Raw genomic sequence first — 17,051 nt, forward strand, 5'->3', positions numbered from 1 at the left:
GACCTCGTGGTCACGGCCGTGCGCACCGGCGAGCACCCGCACCGCGGCCTGAGCCTGCTGGTGATCCCGGCCGACTCCCCCGGCTTCTCGCGGGGACGCCGGCTCGACAAGATCGGCCTGCACGCCCAGGACACGAGCGAGCTCTCCTTCCAGGGCGTGCGCGTCCCGGCCGCGAACCTGCTCGGCGACGACGGCACCGGGTTCGCGGGCCTCATGCGCAACCTCCCGCAGGAGCGCATCTCCATCGCCGCGGCCGCCGTCGCCTCCAGCGAGGGCGTGCTGGAGCGCACGTTGGAGTACGTGAAGCAGCGGCAGGCCTTCGGGCAGCCGATCGGGTCGTTCCAGAACACCCGGTTCGAGCTCGCCGAGATGGTCACCGCCGTGCGCGCCAGCCGCGCGCTCGTGGACGACTGCCTCACGCGGCACGACGCCGGCACCCTGGACCCCGAGGACGCCGCCGCGGCCAAGTTCTGGACCACCGAGCAGTACGTCGACGTCGTGGGCCGTTGCCTGCAGCTCCACGGCGGCTACGGCTACATGCGCGAGTACCGCATCGCGCGGGACTACGAGGACGCCCGCATCACCACCATCTACGGAGGCACGACCGAGATCATGAAGGAGATCGTCGGTCGGGGCCTCGGGCTGTGAGGACATCCGTGACAGAGGCATACATCTACGACGCGGTCCGTACGCCGCGCGGCAAGAACCGCGGCGGGGCGCTCCACGGCGTCAAGCCCGTCGACCTCGTGGTCGGGCTGATCCACGCGCTCGAGGAACGCCATCCCACGATGGACCCGGCGGCGGTCGACGACGTCGTGCTCGGCGTCGTGTCGCCCGTCGGCGAGCAGGGCGGCGACATCGCCCGCACCGCGGCGCTGGTCGCCGGCCTGCCCGAGACCGTCGCGGGCGTCCAGCTCAACCGGTTCTGCGCCTCCGGCCTGGAGGCGGTCAACGTCGCCGCGCAGAAGGTGGCCAGCGGCTTCGAGGACCTCGTCCTCGCGGGCGGCGTCGAGTCGATGTCGCGCGTGCCGATCGGGTCGGACGGCGGGGCCTACGTGCAGGACCCGACCACGAACTACGACCTCTACTTCGTCCCCCAGGGCATCGGCGCCGACCTCATCGCCACCCTCGACGGGTTCTCGCGCGAGGACGTGGACGGGTACGCGGTCGAGTCGCAGCGGCGGGCCGACGAGGCGTGGCGCGAGGGCCGGTTCGCCCGCTCGGTCGTGCCCGTGCGCGACCTCAACGGCGTCACGCTGCTCGACCACGACGAGCACCGCCGGCCGGGCTCCACGGTCGAGAGCCTGGGCCACCTCAAGCCCGCGTTCGAGATCCCCGGGTCGCAGGCGGGCTTCGACGCCGTGGCGCTGCAGAAGTACCACTGGCTCGAGTCGATCGACCACGTGCACACCGCCGCGAACTCGTCCGGCATCGTCGACGGCGCGGCCCTCGTCGTGGTCGGCAGCCGGGAGGCGGGCGAGCGGCTCGGCCTGCGGCCGCGCGCGCGGGTCGTGGCGACCGCCGTCACGGGGTCGGAGCCCACCATCATGCTCACCGGGCCGGCGCCCGCCACGCGCAAGGCGCTCGACCGCGCGGGCCTCACGGTGGACGACATCGACCTGTTCGAGCTCAACGAGGCGTTCGCCTCGGTCGTCATGCACTGGGAGCGCGAGCTCGGCATCCCGCACGACAAGGTCAACGTCAACGGCGGGGCGATCGCCATGGGGCACCCGCTGGGCGCCACGGGCGCGATGATCCTCGGCACGCTGCTCGACGAGCTGGAGCGCCGCGACCTGCGTCGCGGCCTCGCCACGCTGTGCGTCGGGGCCGGCATGGGCATCGCCACCATCATCGAGCGGGTCGAGGAAGAGGAGACGGCATGAGCGTCATCGAGGACCGGGCGGGCGTGCGGGGCGGGTACGCCTGGGACGAGGACGGCGACGGCGTCGTCACCCTCACCATGGACGACCCCGACCGCGGCGCCAACACCATGAACGCCCACTTCCGGGCCGCGCTCGAGGCGAGCGTGGAGCGCCTGGAGGCCGAGCGCGACCGGATCTCCGGCGTCGTCCTCGCGTCCGCGAAGAAGAGCTGGTTCGCCGGCGGTGACCTCGAGCTGCTCCGCTCCGCCGACCCGGCACGGTCGGCCGAGGAGACCGCGGACATCGAGCACGTGAAGTCCCTGCTGCGCCGCATCGAGCGGCTGGGCCGGCCGGTGGTCGCCGCGATCGACGGGACGGCGCTGGGCGGTGGGCTCGAGGTCGCGCTCGCCACCCACCACCGCATCGCCGCGGGCGACGTCGGACTGCGGCTCGGCCTGCCCGAGGTCTCCCTCGGCCTGCTGCCCGGCGGCGGCGGCGTGAGCCGCACGGTGCGGATGCTCGGGCTGCAGAAGGCCCTGGCGGACGTCATCCTGCCGGCCACGAAGTTCACCGCGGAGGGCGCGCTCGAGGTCGGACTCGTCGACGAGGTGGTCCCCGCAGCGGAGCTCCGGGACCGCGCGAAGGCGTGGATCCTCGCGAACCCCGAGCCGGTCAAGCCGTGGGACGTCAAGGGCTTCCGGCTGCCCGGAGGGGCACCCACCTCGCCGTCCCTCGCGCAGGCGCTCGCCGCCATGCCCGCGATGCTGCGCCGGCAGGTCAAGGGCGCCCCGATGCCCGCGCCGCGCGCCGCGATGGCGGCCGCCGTCGAGGGCGCGTACGTCGACTTCGACACCGCCTCGACGATCGAGACCCGCTACCTGGTGCAGCTCACGCACTCGCCGGTGGCGAAGAACATGATCAAGGCGTTCTTCTTCGACCTGGAGAGCATCAACGCCGGCGCCAGCCGGCCCTCCGGGTACCCGACGTCCCGCGCCACGAAGGTCGGCGTCGTGGGCGCCGGGATGATGGGCGCCGCCATCGCCTACGTGGCCGCCCGCAGCGGCATCGACGTCGTGCTCAAGGACACGTCCCTCGACGCCGCGGAACGGGGCAAGGACTACGCCCGCCGCCTCGAGGAGAAGGCGCTCGGCCGCGGGCGGACGACGCCGGAGGCGAGCGCCGCGCTGCTGGAGCGGATCGTCACCACGGACGACCCCGCCGACTTCGCGGGCGTGGACTTCGTGGTCGAGGCCGTCTTCGAGTCCGTCGACCTCAAGCAGTCCGTGTTCCGCGAGATCCAGGACGTCGTCGCGCCGGACGCCGTGCTCGGCTCGAACACGTCCACCCTGCCGATCTCGCTGCTGGCCGAGGGGGTCGACCGGGCCGAGGACTTCATCGGCATCCACTTCTTCTCCCCCGTCGACAAGATGCCGCTGGTCGAGATCGTCCGCGGCGCGCGCACCAGCGACGCGGTGCTCGCGAAGGTCTTCGACTTCGTGCTGCAGATCCGCAAGACGCCGATCGTCGTCAACGACGCCCGAGGCTTCTTCACCTCACGGGTCATCGGTCGGTTCATCGACGAGGCCGTCGCCGCCGTGGGCGAGGGCGTCGAGCCCGCGTCCGTGGAGCAGGCCGCGCTGCAGGCCGGCTACCCCGCGGGCGCGCTGCAGCTCCTCGACGAGCTCACGCTCTCGCTCACCCAGAAGATCCGCACCGAGACGCGGGCCGCGCACGAGGCGGAGGGCAGTACCTGGGCGCCGCACCCCGCCGAGGCCGTCGTCGACTGGATGGTCGACGACCAGGACCGTCCCGGCCGCCGGGCCCGCCGCGGCTTCTACGACTACGACGAGGCCGGCCGGCGCACACGCCTGTGGCCCGGGCTGCGGGAGCGGTACGGGTCGGGGAGCACCCGCGTCCCCCTGGTGGACCTGCAGGAGCGGATGCTCTTCGCCGAGGCCCTCGACGCCATCGCCTGCCTCGACGACGGCGTGCTCACGTCGGTCGCCGACGCGAACATCGGGTCGATCTACGGCATCGGCTTCCCCGCCTGGACCGGCGGCGTGCTCCAGTACGTCAACCAGTACGACGGCGGCCTGAACGGCTTCGTCGCGCGGGCGCACGAGCTGGCGGACACCTACGGCGAGCGGTTCCGCCCCCCGGCCTCCCTCGTCGCGCGGGCCGCCGCCGGCGAGACCTACGAGTGAGGGGCGCCCCGTGATCAGCACACGCTTCACCGAGGCGTTCGGGATCGAGCACCCGGTCGTCCAGGGCGGCATGATGTGGGTCGGCCGGGCGGAGCTCGCCGCCGCGGTCTCCGAGGCCGGCGGGCTGGGCATCATCACCGCCCTCACGCAGCCCACCCCGGCCGATCTCGTCACGGAGATCGAGCGGGCCCGCCGCCTTACCGACAAGCCCCTCGGGGTCAACCTCACGATCCTGCCGGCGATCGACCCGCCGCCGTACGACGAGTACCGGCGGGCGATCGTCGACGCCGGCATCACGATCGTCGAGACCGCCGGCTCCAACCCCGAGCCGCACATGGAGATGTTCGGCGCCCACGGGGTCCGCGTGATCCACAAGTGCACCAGCGTGCGGCACGCGCTCAAGGCCCAGGCGGTCGGGGTGACGGCGGTGACGATCGACGGGTTCGAGTGCGCCGGCCATCCCGGCGAGGACGACGTGCCCGGCATGGTGCTGCTCCCGGCCGCCGCGGACCGGCTGACGATCCCGTTCCTCGCCTGCGGCGGGATCGCGGACGGCCGCGGCCTCGCGGCGGCGCTGGCGCTCGGGGCCGACGGCGTCACGATGGGCTCGCGGTTCCTGTGCACGGTCGAGTCGCCCGTCGCGGCGGCCGTGAAGGAGCGGATCGTGGCCGGCTCGGAGCTCGACACCAACCTCATCTTCCGGTCCCTGCGCAACACCGTGCGGGTCGCGAAGAACGCCGTCAGCGACGAGGTCGTCGCGATCCTGGCGCAGGGCGGGACTTTCGAGGACGTGCGCGACCTGGTCGCGGGCGCCCGGGGCCGGAAGGTCTTCGAGGACGGCGACCTCGACGCGGGGATCTGGACGGTCGGGCTCGTGCAGGGCCTCATCCACGACGTCCCGACCGCCGGGGAGGTGGTGCGCCGCACCGTGGCCCAGGCCGAGGAGGTGCTGCGGGCCCGGGTGGAGCTGGTCAGCCGGCCCCGGCTCCGTGCCTGACCATCCCCTGCGCGGTCGCCACCAGCTCGTCGAGGGACCGCGTGCGCGGGTTCCACCACTCGACGACCCAGTTCATCGCCCCCAGCAGCAGCAGGCGGAACGTGTTGACGTCGAGGTCGGCGCGCACCTCCCCCGCCTGCTGGGCGGCGACGAATAGGTCGCGCCACAGCCGGCTGTAGAGCGCCTCCTCCGCGGCCGGGCGCACCCGGAGCTGCTCCGGGACGTGCCCGGCGTTGCGGATCGAGGCCGTGGCGTAGTCGGACACCTGCAGCTCGTAGCGCAGGTGGGCGTCGACGGCCACGAGGAGCCGCTCCATGGCGGTGGTGTCGTCCGGCAGGGCCTCGAGCGTCTCCTCGACGTGGAGCCGGACACGGTGCGCGCCCTCCCACATGACCTCCTCGACGAGCCCGTCGCGCGAGGAGAAGTAGTAGTAGATCGCGGGGGCCTGGACACCGGCGACCGCGGCGACGTCGGCGAGACGGGTGCCCGCGTACCCCTTGCGCGACAGCACCTCCGCAGCCGCGTCGAGGATGCGCTGGCGCGTCTGCGCCGACTTCGACGCGGGTCGCGTCGCCTCCGTCCCGGTGACCTCCATGCTCCGATCCTAACCTGATTTCTAACCAAGATTAGAGAAATCGTTGCGCGCCGCCCGGGGCCGCCCTAGAGTGTGAGTCGCGATTTACTTGTCTTGCTCGACGTGGAGTAGGAGACCGGCGATGACGCTTGCGGACCAGACCTCCCAGGCCGGGCAGGACGCCCGGCAGATCACCACGCACCGTCCCGTCGACGGCGAGCCCGTCGGTCGTTACCCGGTGGCCGACGCCGCGGAGGTCGCCACCGCCGTCGCCGGCGCCCGCGACGGCGCCCGCTGGTGGCGCGAGCAGGGTCCCGCCGGGCGGCGCGCGCACCTCCTGCGCTGGAAGTCGCGGATCGCGCTGCGCGCCCGGGAGCTGGCCGACCTCATCGCCGCGGAGACCGGGAAGCCGGCCGACGACGCCCTGCTCGAGGTCATGCTCACCCTGGGGCACCTGGACTGGGCCGCGAAGAACGCCGCCCGCGTCCTGCGCCGCCGCCGGGTGCGCGCGGGCCTGATCAACTACAACCAGCACGCCACGGTCGGCTACGAGCCGTACGGCGTCGTGGGCGTGATCGGCCCGTGGAACTACCCGCTCTACACCCCGATGGGCTCCATCTCGTACGCGCTGGCGGCCGGTAACGCCGTGGCCTTCAAGCCCAGCGAGCTGACCCCCGGCCCGGCCGTGTGGCTCGCCGAGCGCTGGCAGGAGGCCGTGGGCCACGACGTCCTCGTCGCCGTCACGGGCGACGGGGCCACGGGGGCCGCGCTCGTCGCCGCCGACGTCGACAAGGTCGCGTTCACGGGCTCCACCGCGACCGCGAAGAAGGTGATGGCGGCCGCCGCCGAGCGGCTGGTGCCGATCGTCGCGGAGTGCGGCGGCAAGGACGCCCTGCTCGTCGCCGCCGACGCCGACCTCGACGCCGCCGCGGACTTCGTCGTCTTCGGGGCGATGGGCAACGCCGGGCAGACGTGCGTGGGCGTCGAGCGCGTATACGTCGTCGAGGCGGTGCGCGACGACCTCGTCGCCCGCGTCGTCGAGCGGGCGCAGCGCCTTCGCACCTCCGGCCCCGACGCGCAGTACGGGCCCATGACGCTGCCCGCCCAGGCGGACGTCGTGCGCCGGCACGTCGAGGACGCCGTGCGATCGGGGACGGCAGTGCTCGGCGGCCCCGAGAGCATCCACGGCCGGATGGTCGGCCCGGTCGTCGTCACCGACGTCGACGAGCGCTCCCTCGCGGTGCGGCACGAGACGTTCGGCCCCCTCGTCGTCATCAACAGCGTCACCTCCCTGGACGAGGCGGTCGAGCGCGCGAACGCGACCCCCTACGGGCTCGGCGCGGCGGTCTTCACGAAGGACGCCCGCGCCGCGTCCGCCGCCGCGGACGCCCTGCGCGCCGGCGTCGTGACCGTCAACTCGGTGCTCGGGTTCGCCGCGGTCGCCGCCCTCCCCTTCGGCGGGGTCAAGGAGTCCGGGTTCGGCCGCATCCACGGCGCCGACGGCCTGCGCGAGTTCAGCACGGTGAAGTCCGTGGCGCGCCAGACCCGGAAGGCGGCCCTCAACCTCCTGACCATGGACCGCACCGAGAAGGACATGCACCTGGTCGCCCGGATGATCCCGTTGCTGCACGGACGGTCCAAGGGCACTCGGGGCTAGCCGCGCACTAGACGCCCAGCACGGTCTCCAGCACGACCCCGATCCATCGCTTGGCCTCGGGCGCCGGGCTGCGGCGCAGGGCGACGCTCAGGTCGGCGACGACGTTGAAACCGGCGTGCACGAGGAACCGCAGGTCGCGCGGCTCGAGGTCCGCGCGCAGCCGCCCGAGCAGCTCGACCCAGTCGTCCACGTGCGCGCGCTGGAGCCGGCGCAGCCGGCGCTGGTCCTCGGCGTCGAGGGCCCCGACGTCCGCCGTGTAGACGTCCATGAGGTCGCGCTCGTCGACGGCGAAACGGACGTACGCCGCCTCGAGACTGTGCAGCGCCTCGCGGGGGTCGGGGCGCCCCAGCGCGTCCTCCGCCGCGGCGTCGAGGGTCGCGGCGGCCCGCTCGCACGCGGTCCGCAGGATCTCGGACTTCCCGCTGAAGTGACGGTAGACGCCCGACGGCGTAATCCCCACCGCGGCGGCGATCTCCTCGATCGAGGCCTCGTGATAGCCGCTCCGGGCGAACGCCGCGATCCCCGCCTGCGCGAGCTGGTCGCGCCGGCGGCTCGGCCGCGCGGGCTCCTCGGCCGGCCGGTCGCCCGGCGACGACGCCGTCGGCGCCGGACCCGGCGTGTCGGTGAGCACGCGCATCGCCGCCTCGCGCAGGAGCCCCTGCAGGGAGGCGACGGCCATCGGGGTGCGGTGGGCCGTGACGCTCGCGATCACGCTCAGCGCGGCCAGGGCGACCAGGTCGAGCGTGTGCGCGTCGAGGTCGGGCCGCAGCATCGCGGCGGGTCCGGCGAGACGGCGCCGCAGCGCGGTGAACTCCGCGGCCAGGGCCCGGCGGTCCTCGGGGCGCAGGTAGCGGCTCTCCCAGCGATAGATGTTCCCGGATGACCGCATCGCGATCGTCTCGCCCGAGACGGCGTCGAGGACGGTCTCCGCCTCCGCGCGCGCCGTCGCCGGGGTCCGGTCGGCGACCTCGTCGACCGCCGCGGTCGCGTCGGTCAGCCGCGCGACGAGGTCCATCGCGATCTCGCGGAACAGCTCGTACTTGTTGTCGAAGTGCCGGTAGAGCGCCGCCGCGGTGATCCCCACGGCGTCGGCGACGTCCTGCATCGCCACCCGGTGGTACCCGCGCTCCGCGAAGGCGACCGCGGCGGCCGCCTCGATGGTCTGCCGCCGGTCACGAGGGCGCCTCCTGACCTGGTCCGCCGCCCTCGCCTCGCTCACGCTGCACACACTAACGCCGGCTCCCCGCGGGGTCTGGCACTCCGATGTGAATGGTGAGTAACATGATCCCGTCGACCCCCGCGGGCGGCAGGAACGGACGGGACGAGGCGACGGCGCCCCGCCCCGACTCGGCTCACGTACGAAGAGGTGCATGCCATGAGCGACGTCACGGACGCCATCCCCCCGACTGTCCGCCGCAACCACTGGATGAACCAGGTCCTGACCCACGCCGCCACCAAGCCGGACGCCACCGCGTTCTCGTTCCTGGGCGAGGTGACCACGTGGGCCGACGCCGCCCGGCACATGGACACCCTCGCCGCGGCGCTGCAGCGTCGCGGGGTCGGGTTCGGCGACCGCGTGCTGCTCCTGACCCTCAACCACACCCTCGTGGTCGAGACCGTCTTCGCGATCAACCGGCTCGGCGCCGTCGCGGTCCCCATGAACGTGCGGCTCTCCCCCGCCGAGATCGCCTACGTCGTCGACGACGCCGACGCGGACCTCGTGGTCGTCGACCAGCCGCTCGCCCCGCTGCTCTCGGCCGCACGGCAGCTCACCGACCGCCTCCGCAGAGTCGTCGTGGTGGGCGACGCCGCCGACGGGCAGGAGAGCATCGCCGACCTCCTGGCCGAGCCGCTCGACGGGTTCGTCGCGCCCGACGTCCCGGAGGACTCGACCTGCCTCATCATGTACACGTCGGGCACCACCGGGCGCCCCAAGGGGGCCATGCTCGACCACCTCAACATGACGGCGCAGTCCCTCACCGTCCTGCGGGTGAACGAGATCTTCGACGAGTCCGACGTCGCCTTCCTCACCGCGCCCCTGTTCCACATCGCCGGGCTGGGGTCGATCGCCGCCAACTTCGTGGTGGGCATCCCGACCGTCATCCACCCGCTCGGCGCCTTCGACGCGGCGGCGCTGGTCGACGCCTGGGAGCGCGAGGGGGCCACCATCGTCTTCAACGTGCCGCAGCAGTGGCAGGCGATCTGCGCCGTCCCCGGCATCCGGGAGCGCGACCTGCGGCTCCGCGTCATCAGCTGGGGCGCCGCGCCGGCGTCCGACACGCTGCTGCGCACGATGGCCGAGACGTTCCCCGACGCGCTCAACGTCGCCGTCTTCGGCCAGACCGAGCTCTCCCCCATCACCTGCGCCCTGCGCGGTGAGGACGCCCTGCGCAAGCTCGGGTCGGTCGGCCGGCCGGTCCCCACCGTCCAGTGGCGCGTCGTCGACACCGAGCTCCGCGACGTCCCGCCCGGAACCGTCGGGGAGATCGTCTACCGGGGGCCGAACCTCATGAAGGGGTACTGGCGCAAGCCCGCCGAGACGGCGGCCGCCTTCGACGGCGGCTGGTTCCACTCGGGCGACCTGGTGCGGCAGGACGAGGACGGCTTCGTCTGGGTCGTCGACCGGCTCAAGGACATGATCATCTCGGGCGGCGAGAACGTGTACTGCGCCGAGGTGGAGAACGCCCTCTTCGCGCACCCGCGGATCGCCGCCGCGGCCGTGTACGGCCGACCCGACGAGCGCTGGGGCGAGGTACCCGTCGCCGCCGTCGTCCTCACCCCCGGCGAGCCGCTCGGCCTCGCGGAGCTGCAGGGCTGGCTGGGCGACACCCTCGCCCGGTTCAAGCAGCCCAAGGACCTCGTCGTCCTCGACGCGATCCCGACGAACGCGTCCGGCAAGGTGAACAAGGTGGCGCTGCGCGAGAGCGACCGCGGCGCGGTGACCGTCGCGTCGTGACCGCCCGCGCGTGAGCCCGTCGTCCACCCGGGAAACCCCGGGCGGACGGCGGCTCAGGCCTGCGGCTCGTCGGCGGCCGCCGCCTCGCCCTCGGCCCCATGCTCGGACCCGTGCTTCTTCCCGAAGGGCAGCACGTGCACGACGGCGACGACGACGGCGCCCACGATCACGCCGACCAGGGCGGAGAAGAACGTGTTGACCAGCCAGCCGAGGAACCCGCCGATGCCGGGCACGGCGTGCGCGACGGTCTCCTCGAGGTGGTGCACGAACTCGTAGGGCGCGTGCCACCCGAGCTCGTCGGTGCCGGTCAGCAGGATGTGGCCGCCGACCCACAGCATCGCGACGGTCCCCACGACGGAGATCACCGCGAGCACCTTGGGCATCCCTGTCACGAGCGCGCGGCCGACGCGCTGGCTGCCCCGCGAGTCGCGGCCGGCGAGCGCCAGACCCATGTCGTCCATCCGCACGATGAGGCCGACGACGCCGTAGACGATCACGGTGATGGCGAGCGCGACGACGAGGAGGATGAGCAGCCGCGAGAAGAACGGCTCGTGCGCCACCTCGTTGAGGGCGATGACCATGATCTCGGCGGACAGGATGAGGTCGGTGCGCACGGCGCCGGCGACGAGGCTCTTCTCCGCATCCGGTCCCACCGTCGCGGCGGGCTTGTCGTGCCCCTCGTGCCCGCGCAGGCGACCCCAGATCTTCTCGGCGCCCTCGAAGGCCAGGTACGTGCCGCCCAGCATGAGGATCGGCGTGAGCAGCCACGGCGCCCACTGGCTGAGGATCAGCGCCACCGGGAGGATGTAGAACACCTTGTTCCGGATCGATCCCCAGGCGATCTTCTTGACGATGGGGATCTCACGGTTCGCGGCGACGCCGTGCACGTACTGCGGCGTCACGGCCGTGTCGTCGACGACGACGCCCGCGGCCTTCGCCGTCGCCTTCGCGGCGGCCGCCCCGACGTCGTCGAGCGAGGCGGCGGCGAGCTTGGCGATCGCCGCGACGTCGTCGAGCAGGCCGAGCAGGCCGGCGCTCACGCGACCGCTCCCGAGGGTCGGCGGCGAGCGGTCGGCGCGCCCGTGGGCGACGGCGATGACATCAGCATGGACATATCGTGCCGCATGCCGCGGCGCAGGGGGACCCGCGCTCGGCAGCGCATCACTCCTCGCCGTAGAAGACGCGCTCCACGACCGTGCGGGCGCGGCGGGCGGTGCGGAGGTAGAGCTCCTCGAGCTCTCCCCCGGTGCCCACGTCGCCGAGCAGGGCGGCGACGCCGGCCAGGTCGCGCGAGTCGTGCGGCAGCCGGTCGGTCTGCGCTCCCGTGGTGCGCCCGGACCAGAGCACGACGGCCGACCGCAGGCGCGAGGCGAGCACCCACGCGTCACGCAGCTGGGCGGCGTCCTCGGGGTCCAGGAGGCCCGCCGCGGTCGCGGAGTCGAGCGCCGCGACCGTGCCGGTCGTGCGCAGGGCCGGCACCTCGCCCGCGTACTGCAGCTGGAGCAGCTGTGCCGTCCACTCGACGTCCGCGACGCCGCCGCGACCGAGCTTGAGGTGGCGCGACGGGTCCGCCCCCCGGGGCAGCCGCTCCGCCTCGACCCGCGCCTTGATCCGCCGCACCTCCCGCAGGCGCGCGACGTCGAGCCCGCCGGCCGGGTAGCGCAGCGGGTCGACGAGCGCCTCGAACCGGGACCCCAGCGAGCCCTCTCCGCCGGCGTCGCCCGCCACCGGCCGGGCGCGCAGCAGCGCCTGGGCCTCCCACACGCTCGACCACCGCCCGTAGTACTCGGCGTACGAGTCGAGGGTGCGCACGAGGGGCCCTTGCCGGCCCTCAGGGCGCAGGTCCGCGTCCACCGGCAGGGTCGGCTCCGGGCCGACCTCCGACAGCAGCGCCCGCAGGCGCGTCGCGGCGCGCGTGGCGAAGTCCTGCGCGAGCTGGGGCGCGGCGCCCGGCACCGGTTCGTGCACGAACATCACGTCGGCGTCCGAGCCATACCCCATCTCGCGTCCGCCGAGCCGCCCCATCGCGACGACGAGCAACCGGGTGGGGTTCGCCTCCGGCGACTCCCCCAGCTCGAGCTCGGTGCGCGCCGCGTGCTCGGCGGCGCGCAGGCCGCCGGCCAGGACCATGTCCGCGGCGTCCGAGACCGCGGCCGCGGCGTCCACGGGGGCCAGCAGGCCGAGGACCTCGGCGGCCCCGGTCCGGGCCAGCTCGCGACGGCGCAGGGCCCTCAACCGCTGGGCCGCGGACCTCGGCTCGTCGGCCCGCGTGAGGATGGCGTCCGCTTCCGCGGCCAGCCGCTGCGGGCCACGGGGCTCGAGGCCCGACGTGTCCGCGAGCCAGCGCACCGACTCGGGCGAGCGCGCCAGGGCCTCGGCGAGGTACGTCGACGAGGCCAGCAGCCGGCTCAGGTGATAGGCGGCGTTCTCGGAGTCGCGCAGCAGGCGCAGGTACCAGGGCGTGGCGCCCAGCTCGTCGGACAGCTTGCGGAACGCCAGCAGCCCGCCGTCCGGGTCGGCGCCCTCGGCGAACCAGCCGAGCAGCACCGGCAGCAGCTGCCGCTGCAGCGCCGCCCGGCGCGACGTGCCCGCCGTCAGCGCCACGACGTGCCGCATCGCGCCGTCGGGGTCGCGGTAGCCGACGGCGGCGAACCGCTCGCGCGCGACGTCCGGGGACAGCGACAGCTCGGCGTCCGAGAGCTGCGCCGAGGCCGGCAGCAGCGGCCGGTAGAAGACCTCCTCGTGCAGGGCGCGCACCTCGCGCCGCGTCGCCCGCCAGCGCTCCAGCAGGCCCTTCGCGCCCTCGGTGCGCATGCCGAGCGACCGCGCGAGGCGGCGCAGGTCCTCCTCCGCGGTGGGCAGCAGGTGCGTCCGTCGCAGCCGGAACAGCTGCACCCGGTGCTCCAGCGCGCGCAGGAACCGATAGCAGACCGCCATCCGCGCGGCGTGCTCGCGCCCGACGTACCCGCCGGCGGCCAGGGCGGCGAGCGCGGACAGCGTGTGGGGCGAGCGGATCTGCGGGTCCGCGCGTCCGTGCACGAGCTGCAGCAGCTGCACGGTGAACTCGACGTCGCGCAGGCCGCCCTTGCCCAGCTTGATCTGCCGGTCCGCCTCGGCGGCCGGGACGTGCTGCTCGACGCGGCGGCGCATCGCCCGGGCGTCCTCGACGAAGTGCTCGCGGTGCACGGCCGACCAGATGAACGGGTCCACGGCCGCCCGGTAGTCGCGGCCCAGCGCCGCGTCGCCGGCCACGGGGCGCGCCTTGAGCAGGGCCTGGAACTCCCACGTCTCCGCCCAGCGCTCGTAGTACGCGAGATGGCTCGCCAGCGTGCGCACCAGGGGCCCTTGCGCGCCCTCGGGCCGCAGTGCGGCGTCGACCGGCCACAGGGCGGGCTCGGCGGAGGTGGCCGAGCACACGCGCTGCAGCCCGGTCGCGAGACGGGTTCCGACGGCGAGCGCCGCCTCCTCGTCGAGGACGCCCCCGTCCGGGAGCTCTCCCGGCTCGCACACGTACACGACGTCGACGTCGGAGACGTAGTTCAGCTCGCGCCCGCCGGTCTTGCCCATGCCCAGGACGGCGAGCCGCACGCCCGCGCCGTGGTCGTCGAGCTCGGCCCGCGCGACGGCGAGCGCCGCCTCCAGTGCGGCCGAGGCCAGGTCGGCGAGCGCCGCCCCGACGACGGGCATGCGCGTCAGCGGCTCGCTCGCGGTGAGGTCGTCGGCCGCCAGCGCCAGCAGCCGGGCGCGGTAGGCCCGGCGCAGCGCGTCCGTGGTGGTCGCCGCGCCCGCGTCCGGCCAGCCGACGCCCGGGCCGGCGTCCGGGTCGGCGGCGACCGGCACCGCGGCGCCCGGGTCGGCGCCCACGGCACGCAGCAGCGCGGCACGCACCTCGGCCGGGCCGGTCACCGTACGCGGGCCGGGGTCGGCGCCGTCCTCCCCCTCGCCGTCGATGTCGATGTCTTCGATATCGACGTGCTCGATGTCGTCCGTGTCGAGCGCCGCGCCGTCGGGCACAGCGAGGACGTCGAGGAGCTCGGGACGGCGCACGACCTCGTCGCCCAGAGCCGACGAGGCGCCCAGCACGGCCAGCAGGCGCGTGCGCGCCCGCGGCGGGGCGCCCTCGTCGAGCAGGGCCCCGAGCCGCTCGCGGGCGTCGGGGTGCTCCGCGAGGCGCACGAGCTGCAGGAGCGCCAGGTCCGGGTCGGCGCAGGTCCCGACCGCCGCCAGGAGCGCGTCCGCACGACCGGGCTCCGCGAGCGCCTCCTGCAGCGCCGGGTCGGACCAGAGCGACGCCGACCTCGTGAGGTCCGCGAAGCCGGCGTGGAGCAGCCGGCTCGTGAGGGTCGGCGGGCGGGCGGTCACAGGTTCTGCAGGAACCGGCGCAGCTCGTAGGGCGTGACCTGCGCGCGGTAGGCGTCCCACTCCTGCCGCTTGTTGCGCAGGACGAAGTCGTAGACGTGCTCGCCGAGCGTCTCGGCCACCAGCTCGGAGCGCTCCATGAGCTCGATCGCCTCGTCGAGCGACTGCGGCAGCGGGGCGATGCCGAGGGCACGCCGCTCGCGGTCCGTCAGCTCCCAGACGTCGTCGCCCGTGGCCTCCGGCAGCTCGTAGCCGTGCTCGATGCCCTTGAGACCGGCGGCGAGCAGCACCGCGAACGCGAGGTACGGGTTCGCCGCCGAGTCGAGCGCCCGGTACTCCACGCGGGCGGAGTTGCCCTTGCCCGGCTTGTACATGGGCACGCGCACGAGGGCGGACCGGTTGTTGTGGCCCCAGCAGATGTAGCTGGGCGCCTCGGCGCCGCCCCACAACCGCTTGTACGAGTTGACGTACTGGTTGGTCACGGCCGTGATCTCGGCGGCGTGCACCAGCAGGCCGGCGATGAACTGCCGGGCCGTCTTCGAGAGCTCGAACTGGGCGCCCGGCTCGTGGAAGGCGTTCTGGTCGTCCTCGAACAGCGACAGGTGCGTGTGCATCCCCGAGCCCGGCTGGTCGGCCATCGGCTTGGGCATGAACGACGCGAACACGCCCTGCTCGAGCGCGACCTCCTTGACCACCGTACGGAAGGTCATGAGGTTGTCCGCCGTGGTCAGCGCGTCGGCGTACCGCAGGTCGATCTCGTTCTGTCCCGGGCCGGCCTCGTGGTGGGAGAACTCCACCGAGATGCCCATCGACTCGAGCATCGTGATCGCGGCGCGGCGGAAGTCGTGCGTGCTGCCGCGGGCCAGGTGGTCGAAGTAGCCCCCGTTGTCGACCGGGACCAACGGGTCCTCCGGCGCCGCGAGCTGGTTGAACAGGTAGAACTCGACCTCGGGGTGCGTGTAGAAGGTGAAGCCCCGGTCGCTGGCCTTGGCGAGCGTGCGCTTGAGCACGTTGCGCGAGTCGGCGAGGGAGGGCTCGCCGTCCGGCGTGAGGATGTCGCAGAACATGCGGCCCGTGCCGTGCCGCTCACCACGCCAGGGCAGCACCTGGAACGTCGTGGGGTCGGGCTTGGCGATCATGTCCGCCTCGTAGACCCGCGTCAGCCCCTCGATGGAGCTGCCGTCGAAGCCGATGCCCTCCGTGAACGCCTGCTCGAGCTCGGCCGGGGCGACCGCCACCGACTTCAGCACCCCGAGCACGTCGGTGAACCAGAGCCGGATGAAGCGGATGTCGCGCTCCTCGACCGTGCGGAGCACGAACTCCTGCTGCCTGTCCATGAGCCCATCCTGCCCGAGAAGTGTTAACGGGGTATGTCCTGGCGTCTCCCCCGCGCGTGCCGGGCTCCGACCTGGACGGATACCCGGTACCGCACGTCGGAGGCATAGGCTGGCCGCCATGTCGAACCCCGGTCACGACGCCGCCGCCGACGTCGCCGCAGCCCCCTCGCCCGCCGCCGACCTCACGCGCCGCCGCCGCGTCCGGGTCCACCACCTTGCCGAGGCCAAGGAGCGCGGGGAGAAGCTCACGATGCTCACGGCCTACGACGCCGTGACGGCCCGGATCTTCGACGCCGCGGGTCTCGACCTGCTGCTCGTGGGCGACTCGATCGGCAACACCATGCACGGGCACGCGACCACGCTGCCGGTGACCCTCGACGACATGATCCCGCCGGCCCGCGCCGTCGCCCGCGCCGCCGAGCACGCGCTCGTCGTCGTCGACCTGCCGTTCGGCACCTACGAGGCCGGCCCGGAGCAGGCCCTCGCCTCCGCGGTGCGGGTCATGAAGGAGACCGGCGCCGCCGCGATCAAGCTCGAGGGCGGCCGCCGGTCGGCGGCCCAGATCCGCGCGCTCACCGACGCCGGCATCCCCGTCGTCGGCCACCTCGGCTTCACGCCGCAGTCGGAGAACATCCTCGGCGGCCCGCGGGTCCAGGGCCGGGGCGACGACGCCGCGGAGGCGCTGTGCGAGGACGCGCTCGCCGTGCAGGACGCCGGGGCGCTCGCCGTCGTGCTGGAGATGGTGCCGGTGGAGGTCGCCGCACGCGCCACCGAGATCCTGCGCATCCCGACCATCGGCATCGGCGCGGGCCCGCGCGTCGACGGGCAGGTGCTGGTCTGGACCGACATGGCCGGGATGACCGACTGGTCGCCGCGGTTCGCGCGGCGGTTCGCCGAGGTCAGCAACCTGCTGCGCCAGGCGGCGCAGGACTACGCCGCCGAGGTCCGCGGGGGCACCTTCCCCGACGCCGCGCACTCGTTCGAGCGCTAGCCCGGCATCAGGCGGCGCCGGGGTCGCCCGTCAGGGCGAGCATCGCCGCCGCGACCCGGGCCGCAGCGGCGTCGGGGACCTTCGACTTCGAGCCGACCTCCAACTCCCTGGACG

12 protein-coding genes are annotated in these 17,051 nt (G+C 73.8%); 7 read left to right on the plus strand and 5 right to left on the minus strand.

Annotation, left to right across the window (positions count from 1 at the left end; genetic code table 11):
• From ACFWEK_RS08405 to ACFWEK_RS08420, 4 genes are all read left to right on the plus strand, one after another.
• Positions 1-648: acyl-CoA dehydrogenase family protein (locus ACFWEK_RS08405; RefSeq protein ID WP_430553753.1), on the plus strand; the 648-nt coding region annotated here is incomplete at its 5' end.
• Positions 649-656: 8 nt separating this feature from the next.
• Positions 657-1,883 carry an acetyl-CoA C-acetyltransferase gene (locus tag ACFWEK_RS08410; RefSeq protein ID WP_430553754.1) on the plus strand — a complete coding sequence of 409 codons (1,227 nt, stop codon included), beginning with the start codon at positions 657-659 and terminating at the stop codon, positions 1,881-1,883.
• A complete protein-coding gene (locus ACFWEK_RS08415) occupies positions 1,880-4,066 on the plus strand; it encodes a 3-hydroxyacyl-CoA dehydrogenase NAD-binding domain-containing protein (protein WP_430553755.1) in 2,187 nt (728 codons plus the stop codon). Before ACFWEK_RS08410 ends, ACFWEK_RS08415 begins: the two co-directional genes overlap by 4 nt.
• A gap of 10 nt (positions 4,067-4,076) precedes the next feature.
• Positions 4,077-5,063 (plus strand): NAD(P)H-dependent flavin oxidoreductase, encoded by a 987-nt coding sequence (locus ACFWEK_RS08420; RefSeq protein WP_430553756.1) that lies wholly within the window; start codon positions 4,077-4,079, stop codon positions 5,061-5,063.
• Here ACFWEK_RS08420 and ACFWEK_RS08425 read toward each other — a convergent pair.
• The gene (locus tag ACFWEK_RS08425) at positions 5,038-5,658 is read right to left on the minus strand and encodes a TetR/AcrR family transcriptional regulator (RefSeq protein WP_430545170.1); all 621 of its coding nucleotides are present in this window, start codon (positions 5,656-5,658) and stop codon (positions 5,038-5,040) included. The genes ACFWEK_RS08420 and ACFWEK_RS08425 overlap by 26 nt on opposite strands.
• Before the next feature lie 121 nt (positions 5,659-5,779).
• On the opposite strand from ACFWEK_RS08425, the gene ACFWEK_RS08430 reads away from it, so the two are divergent.
• The gene (locus ACFWEK_RS08430) at positions 5,780-7,294 is read left to right on the plus strand and encodes an aldehyde dehydrogenase family protein (RefSeq protein WP_430553757.1); all 1,515 of its coding nucleotides are present in this window, start codon (positions 5,780-5,782) and stop codon (positions 7,292-7,294) included.
• A gap of 7 nt (positions 7,295-7,301) precedes the next feature.
• Here the strand turns inward: ACFWEK_RS08430 and ACFWEK_RS08435 are convergent, their stop codons facing one another.
• Positions 7,302-8,513 carry a TetR/AcrR family transcriptional regulator gene (locus tag ACFWEK_RS08435; protein WP_430553758.1) on the minus strand — a complete coding sequence of 404 codons (1,212 nt, stop codon included), beginning with the start codon at positions 8,511-8,513 and terminating at the stop codon, positions 7,302-7,304.
• A gap of 156 nt (positions 8,514-8,669) precedes the next feature.
• Between ACFWEK_RS08435 and ACFWEK_RS08440 the strand changes: the two genes are divergently transcribed.
• Positions 8,670-10,250, plus strand: coding sequence for a long-chain-fatty-acid--CoA ligase (locus ACFWEK_RS08440; RefSeq protein WP_430545167.1), 1,581 nt, complete (start codon positions 8,670-8,672; stop codon positions 10,248-10,250).
• A 53-nt stretch (positions 10,251-10,303) separates the two neighbouring features.
• On the opposite strand, the gene ACFWEK_RS08445 is transcribed toward ACFWEK_RS08440, so the two are convergent.
• From ACFWEK_RS08445 to glnA, 3 genes are all read right to left on the minus strand, one after another.
• Complete coding sequence (locus ACFWEK_RS08445) at positions 10,304-11,290, minus strand: DUF808 domain-containing protein (protein WP_430545166.1); 987 nt, start codon at positions 11,288-11,290, stop codon at positions 10,304-10,306.
• A 121-nt stretch (positions 11,291-11,411) separates the two neighbouring features.
• A complete protein-coding gene (locus ACFWEK_RS08450; RefSeq protein WP_430545165.1) occupies positions 11,412-14,612 on the minus strand; it encodes a bifunctional [glutamine synthetase] adenylyltransferase/[glutamine synthetase]-adenylyl-L-tyrosine phosphorylase in 3,201 nt (1,066 codons plus the stop codon).
• The gene (gene glnA / locus ACFWEK_RS08455) at positions 14,609-15,946 is read right to left on the minus strand and encodes a type I glutamate--ammonia ligase (RefSeq protein ID WP_430545164.1); all 1,338 of its coding nucleotides are present in this window, start codon (positions 15,944-15,946) and stop codon (positions 14,609-14,611) included. Before glnA ends, ACFWEK_RS08450 begins: the two co-directional genes overlap by 4 nt.
• A gap of 118 nt (positions 15,947-16,064) precedes the next feature.
• On the opposite strand from glnA, the gene panB reads away from it, so the two are divergent.
• Positions 16,065-16,937 (plus strand): 3-methyl-2-oxobutanoate hydroxymethyltransferase, encoded by an 873-nt coding sequence (panB, locus tag ACFWEK_RS08460; RefSeq protein WP_430553759.1) that lies wholly within the window; start codon positions 16,065-16,067, stop codon positions 16,935-16,937.
• Positions 16,938-17,051: the final 114 nt, after the last annotated feature.

Source organism: Isoptericola sp. NPDC060257, from assembly GCF_042726645.1.
In the GTDB taxonomy this organism is placed as follows: Bacteria; Actinomycetota; Actinomycetes; order Actinomycetales; family Cellulomonadaceae; genus Isoptericola; species Isoptericola nanjingensis.

What these genes read in the sequence shown, in the direction of transcription:
- glnA (WP_430545164.1), bottom strand. Translation starts at nt 15,946, where the DNA reads ATGGACAGGCAGCAGGAGTTCGTGCTCCGCACGGTCGAGGAGCGCGAC.
- ACFWEK_RS08440 (WP_430545167.1), top strand. Translation starts at nt 8,670, where the DNA reads ATGAGCGACGTCACGGACGCCATCCCCCCGACTGTCCGCCGCAACCAC.
- ACFWEK_RS08425 (WP_430545170.1), bottom strand. Translation starts at nt 5,658, where the DNA reads ATGGAGGTCACCGGGACGGAGGCGACGCGACCCGCGTCGAAGTCGGCG.
- ACFWEK_RS08430 (WP_430553757.1), top strand. Translation starts at nt 5,780, where the DNA reads ATGACGCTTGCGGACCAGACCTCCCAGGCCGGGCAGGACGCCCGGCAG.
- panB (WP_430553759.1), top strand. Translation starts at nt 16,065, where the DNA reads ATGTCGAACCCCGGTCACGACGCCGCCGCCGACGTCGCCGCAGCCCCC.
- ACFWEK_RS08415 (WP_430553755.1), top strand. Translation starts at nt 1,880, where the DNA reads ATGAGCGTCATCGAGGACCGGGCGGGCGTGCGGGGCGGGTACGCCTGG.